Origin of the sequence: Chloroflexus sp. (genome assembly GCF_034435895.1) — a bacterium.
Classification (GTDB): Bacteria; Chloroflexota; Chloroflexia; order Chloroflexales; family Chloroflexaceae; genus Chloroflexus.
Genome location: NZ_DAOTWH010000348.1, coordinates 1 through 5,720 on the forward strand (window position 1 = coordinate 1; position 5,720 = coordinate 5,720).

The 5,720-nt window shown below is 61.0% G+C and carries 6 protein-coding genes; all 6 read right to left on the reverse strand.

The window, feature by feature from the left end; translation table 11 throughout:
• Positions 1–769, reverse strand: a 769-nt coding sequence (locus tag U9R81_RS19070; protein WP_322496996.1) for an alanyl-tRNA editing protein, incomplete at its 3' end; no start/stop codon positions are given.
• 138 nt (positions 770–907) lie between these two features.
• Positions 908–1,786 carry a tRNA pseudouridine(55) synthase TruB gene (gene truB / locus U9R81_RS19075; RefSeq protein WP_322496997.1) on the reverse strand — a complete coding sequence of 293 codons (879 nt, stop codon included), beginning with the start codon at positions 1,784–1,786 and terminating at the stop codon, positions 908–910.
• A gap of 4 nt (positions 1,787–1,790) precedes the next feature.
• Positions 1,791–2,780, reverse strand: a complete 990-nt coding sequence (locus U9R81_RS19080) for a bifunctional oligoribonuclease/PAP phosphatase NrnA (protein WP_322496998.1) — start codon at positions 2,778–2,780, stop codon at positions 1,791–1,793.
• Positions 2,777–3,397, reverse strand: a complete 621-nt coding sequence (locus U9R81_RS19085) for a class I SAM-dependent methyltransferase (RefSeq protein WP_322496999.1) — start codon at positions 3,395–3,397, stop codon at positions 2,777–2,779. Before U9R81_RS19085 ends, U9R81_RS19080 begins: the two co-directional genes overlap by 4 nt.
• Positions 3,384–3,767 (reverse strand): 30S ribosome-binding factor RbfA, encoded by a 384-nt coding sequence (rbfA, locus tag U9R81_RS19090; RefSeq protein WP_322497000.1) that lies wholly within the window; start codon positions 3,765–3,767, stop codon positions 3,384–3,386. Before rbfA ends, U9R81_RS19085 begins: the two co-directional genes overlap by 14 nt.
• A 77-nt stretch (positions 3,768–3,844) precedes the next feature.
• A partial coding sequence (gene infB / locus U9R81_RS19095; protein ID WP_322497001.1) for a translation initiation factor IF-2 occupies positions 3,845–5,720 on the reverse strand: 1,876 nt, incomplete at its 5' end.

Genomic DNA, 5,720 nt, shown 5'->3' on the forward strand with positions numbered 1-5,720 from the left:
CCGCTGCCGCGCGGGCAGCAGCATCACGCTCGCGCAGGGCGGCAACAACGCGCCCGCCGCAGGCAAACTCCACCCGGATCATGCCGCGTTGCCGTGACCACCCCAGCACTGCAATCGCGCCAACTTCGCCGCTGCGGGCCGGGTGAGTGCCGCCACACGCTGCATGGTCAATGTCACCGATGCTGACCACCCGCACCGCACGGCTCACCGCCGGCGGCTTGCGCAATGGGATACTAGCGAGATCGGTTGGGGTGACAAACCGGGTATGCACCGGCAGGTTCTGCCAAACCGCCGCATTCGCCCACGACTCGGCGGCACGGGCTTGCGTTTCGCGCAATTCATCCACGGCCAGATCGATGGTAACACTGCGCTCGCTGAGGTGGAAGGAGACCGTCGGCGCGTTGCAGGTGGTAATAAAGGCGGCGGTTAAGATGTGCTGGCCGCAATGCTGCTGCATGTGATCAAACCGGCGTTGCCAGTCGATCTGGCCGGTGACGATCGCGCCGAGCGCCGGCAGCTCTTCGCTCGCCGCCAGCAGATGCCAGACCACGCCGTTATCGCTCTGCACATCGCGCACTTCCCAGCGGCGATCGGCAGCAACGTCGTGTAACCAGCCGCGGTCAGCCGGCTGGCCGCCGCCTTCCGGGTAGAAGGTGCTGCGATCGAGCGCCAGCGCCGGCTGGCCATCGCGTTCGGCGACCGCGATCACCTGCGCGGTAAATTCGGTGAGGTATGAGTTGTCGTAGTAGAGGCGGAGAGTTTCGTGCATGGGTTGAGTTACGTTTCAAGAATATTCAATATGCTTATTGATGATAACAGAAATGCGGCAGTTGCACTGCCGCACGCCATAGTTGCGCTATGCTGAATTACCACCGAGAAACTACCGCTACTCCCCAACCCCTACTCCCTATTCCCTATGAAACACCTTCACCGGCTGCCAACGGGCGCCGTCGCGCTGAAGCAGCGCGATCAGCCTGCCGGCGGGGTCGTGAGCGCGGGCACGGTCAACATCGGTCGCACCGGCGGAAATGGCCATGCCGTGCCGCACCCGACGGGTATCGGCGTCATCGAGCTGTAGGATCGGCCAGTCGAGCAGGGCGGTTTCCGGTAGCAAGAGGTGCTGCATAAGCACGGAACGGTCGGTTAACGCAGCGAGCGGTACAGCCTGTTCCAGCCGGAATGGGCCGACGAAGGTGCGTTGCAGCGCAGCCAGATGCGCGCCACACCCCAAGGCGACGCCAATATCGCGAGCCAGCGCGCGAATGTAGACGCCTTTGCCGCATGCAACTGCAATCGTCAGATCGGGCGGCGTCCACGCCAGCAATTCAAGCCGGTCAATCTGCACTAATCGCGGCGCAAGGGTCACTTCATTGCCGGCGCGCGCCAGCGTGTAGGCGCGTTGGCCGTCAATATGGAGCGCGGAAAACGCTGGCGGCTGTTGCAGAATCTTGCCCTGAAACCGGTCAAGCACCGCCGCGATCTCAGCCTCGGTCAATACCGGCACCGGTTGCGTCGCTAGCGGCTCACCTTCGGCATCGTCGGTGGTGGTCTGCACGCCGAGCCGTACCACTCCCACATAGCCTTTGCGCGCATCAACCAGTTGATCAATCAAGCGGGTTGCACTGCCCAACGCCACCGGCAACACCCCGGTCGCCGCCGGATCGAGCGTACCGGCATGACCAACCTTCACGGCCCGCCCCACCAACCGGCGCACCCGTGCTACCACATCGTGCGAGGTCAGGCCAGCCGGCTTATCGATCACCACAAACCCAACCAACTCAGCCATGCCGCTACCGCTCCACCGCCTGCCGCAAGGCCGGCAACACCGCCGCCACTGCCGCCTCGAGACTCATCTTCAGCGTCGCCCCCGCCGCCTGCCGGTGGCCGCCGCCACCCCACATCCGCGCCACTGCGGCTACGTCAACGCCGGGTACCGAACGCAAACTAATCTTGACCGTGCCATCAGGCTGTTCCCGGAAGAGGACACACGCACGCATGCCAGCCACCCGCTGCAAGCGGCCCACCGTATCATCAGTCGCCTGCTCATCAGCGCCAGCAGCGCGCAACATCTCCTGCGTCACCACCGTCCAGAAGATGCCATCTTCCTGCTGCAAATGGGCCATCGCCATACCGGTCAAGCGCAGTGTCGCCGGCGGGATCGAGAAAAAGACCGCATCAATCACCCGCTGCTTATCGGCGCCGGCCTCGAGCAACGCTGCGGCCCGGCGCAGCGTCGCCGGATTCACATTGGGGGTCTGAAAACTCTGAGTATCGGTCATCGTGCCCAAAAACAGGCAGGTCGCCGCGTCAGGCGAGAGCGGCCAGTCGAGCGCAGCAAACAGATCAACCAGCACCTCGGCGCACGACGGTTCATGTGAGCGGATCAAGCTCACCGTACCACCGCCGTTGTTGGTGGCGTGATGATCAATAATAATCAGCGGGCGGGACAGCAAGGCAGCTTTGTGCTCATCGTAGATCGCGCCGGCCCGTGAAAGATCGGCGACATCAACCATCCAGATCACGTCGCACTCAGGTAGGGCCTCGCCTGATCGATAGACGCGCAGCGCATCATAACCGGGCAACACGGCGCAATAGTCGAGCGGCGACGACGCTAAAGCGATAGTCTCCTTACCCAACGCGCGCAAGACATGCATCGTGCCCAGCAACGACCCGATCGCGTCACCATCAGGATTCACGTGGCTCAGCAACAAGATGCGCTGCGCTTGCGCCAGCGCATCGCGGATCGGGCCGGCGGCCTGTTGTGGATCAGCGTAGATCATAACCCTCCGGTCGTAGACGCCGGCGCCACAATCCGGTAGACCGAATGGCCGGCGCGCTTCTTGATCTCTTTCAGGCGCAGATTGTGGTGCGGCCCCAGCCGCGGAATGAGATGGTTCAAGCCGCTCACCACCACAAACCAATACTCGCCGCCGGGGCGCAACTGGCGGAGCGGCGCCAACACAAATTCGTGTTCGATCGCGTAGTCGCCGATTTTAGCCGGAATGTTCGAGACGATCAAATCGTAGGGGCCGGGAGGCGCATCGCTCAGGCCCACACTCCCCAACACGCGCACATTCGGCGTCGCATTGAGTTCGGCATTGTGACGCGCATAGCGCACCGCCAGCAGATCTTTATCAACCAGCGTCACCTCGGCATGGGGAAAGCGGCGGGCAAGGCAGATCCCGAGCACCCCGCAGCCGCAGCCAAGGTCGAGGATGCGTTGCGGGTCGGGTTGTGCCGGTTCGATCAGGCGCAAAAGCAGGTCGGTTCCTTCATCGACTTGGAACGACGAAAAAATGGTATGGCCAACATCGAAGGCAAACTGCTGGCCGCGCAGGGTATAGGCAATCCGCTTCTTATAGTACGGATCGAACGGAACGGCATCACTGCTCATCATCAAGTTTCGGCGGATTGACTAACCGCTCGTGCTGAATTTCGCGGAACACCTGCTCAAGGTGCATGCTGTAATCAAGCGATGTATCTTGGACAAGGCGCAATTCGGGAATAAAGCGCATATAACCCATCTCATCGGCCAAGCGCTTGCGCAAAAAGCCACGGGCATGGTTGAGAGCGGTCATGGTCGCTGCACGCTCTTCCGGCGTACCCATCACCGAAATGTACACTTTCGCACGCTGCAAATCGGCGCTCACCTCAACACGAGTCACCGTGGCAAAACCAACCCGTGGATCTTTTAATTCTTTCTGGATTACCTCGCCGAGGATGCGTTGCATCGTATCGGCGACTTGTTGCAACCGTTGTTTTGACATAGCCAAACCGCTTTCTAGGGGACGGGTATAGGTATAGTGCTGCTATGCCTCATGGGGGGCATAGCAGCGCGATGCCCCTACAGCGTTGCTGCGACCTGTTCTTGGCGATAGAACTCAAGCGCGTCACCGGCTTCGATATCGTTAAACCCTTCGACGATCAAACCGCACTCGTAGCCGGCAGTCACCTCGCGCACATCATCCTTAAAGCGCTTGAGCGACGAAATCTTGCCGTCGTGGATCACCACGCCACGGCGCAACACCCGCACATTCTGGCCGGTGCGGGTAATCTTGCCGTCGGTGACATAGACGCCGGCGACAATCTCACGGGTCGGCAAACGGAAGGTCGTGCGTACCTCGGCATAGCCCTCGACCACCTCTTTGAAGGTCGGCGCGAGCATACCGGCCATCGCCTTCTTCAAATCATCTTGCAGTTGGTAGATGATATTATAGAAGCGAATATCAATCCCGTGCTGCTCGGCGTGGCGACGAGCCGCCGGGTCAGGCCGGGCATTAAAGCCGATGATAATCGCGTGGCTAGCCAAGGCAAGGTTAACATCACCCTCGGTAATTGCCCCCACGCCGCGGTAGATGATGCGCGTCTGCACTTCGCTCTGCGACTGGTTTAGTTGCTCGATCAAGTGCGCGATTGCATCGAGCGAACCTTGCACATCGGCCTTCAAGATCAGGTTCAGCTCCTTGACCTGACCCTGCTTCACCTTGCCAAACAGCTCTTCGAGGCTGGTACCGCGCGCGCTAGACGCCATCGCCTCAGCGCGCTGCTGGCGCTGGCGCTGCAAAGCGATTTCACGCGCCACCACCAGATCGTCCATCACCTGCAAGATATCGCCAGCTTGCGGCACCCCTTCCAGACCGACAATCTCGACCGGCGTCGAGGGTTCGGCGTGGCGCAAGCGCTTACCGCTATCGCTAAACATCGACTTAATCTTGCCGGCGACGCTGCCCACCAGCACGTTATCTTCAAGGTGGAGCGTACCATTCTGGATCAACACCGTCGCCACCGGGCCGCGGCTCTTATCGAGCTTCGCCTCGATAATCGTCCCCACTGCCGGCGCATTGGGGTTCGCGCGCAGATCTTCTAGATCGGCCACCAGCAAGATCATCTCCAACAAGCCATCGATATTCAGCTTCTGGCGGGCCGAAACATGCACGCACGGCACATTGCCGCCGTATTCCTCAACAATCACATCAATCGCCGCCAACTGCTGCTTAATCCGGTCAGGGTTCGCCGTCGGCAGATCGATCTTATTAATCGCCACAATCATCGGCACGCCAGCGGCCTTGACGTGAGCGATCGCCTCCTCGGTCTGCGGCTTCACGCCATCGTCGGCAGCCACCACCAGCACCACAATATCGGTCACTTGAGCGCCGCGGGCGCGCATCGCAGTAAACGCCTCGTGGCCGGGCGTATCGAGGAAGGTAATCTTGCGATGGTTGACCTCGACCTGATACGCACCGATATGCTGGGTAATCCCGCCGGCCTCGCCTTCGGCCACACGGGTCGAACGGATCGCATCGAGCAGCTTTGTCTTACCGTGGTCAACGTGGCCCATAATCGTCACCACCGGCGGGCGCGGGCGCATCTCCGACGGCGGTTGGGCTTTCAACACCTCTTTAATATCTTCGACAATGCCCGCCATCTGTTCGGGCACAATCTCGGCCGTCTCAATGCCAAAATCGCTAATAATCAACGCTGCCGTCTCATAGTCGATCTGCTGATTGATATTCGCGATCATCCCGGCCTTCAGCATCGCCTTCAAAATATCAGCGGCGCCAATCCCGGTCGCTTCCGATAACTCACGCACTGTCATCACCGGCGGCAAGGCTACTGGGCCGCGCGGACGCACGACTGGGCGCGCCGGCGGCGGCGTTTGCGGACGGCGCAGAGCGCTATCGCGCTCGCGCTCGCGTTCTTCGGGTTGCGGACGGCCACGG

Excerpts from the sequence above, each read along its gene's own strand:
- truB (WP_322496997.1), bottom strand. The coding sequence starts at position 1,786 with ATGGCTGAGTTGGTTGGGTTTGTGGTGATCGATAAGCCGGCTGGCCTG.
- U9R81_RS19080 (WP_322496998.1), bottom strand. The coding sequence starts at position 2,780 with ATGATCTACGCTGATCCACAACAGGCCGCCGGCCCGATCCGCGATGCG.
- U9R81_RS19085 (WP_322496999.1), bottom strand. The coding sequence starts at position 3,397 with ATGATGAGCAGTGATGCCGTTCCGTTCGATCCGTACTATAAGAAGCGG.
- rbfA (WP_322497000.1), bottom strand. The coding sequence starts at position 3,767 with ATGTCAAAACAACGGTTGCAACAAGTCGCCGATACGATGCAACGCATC.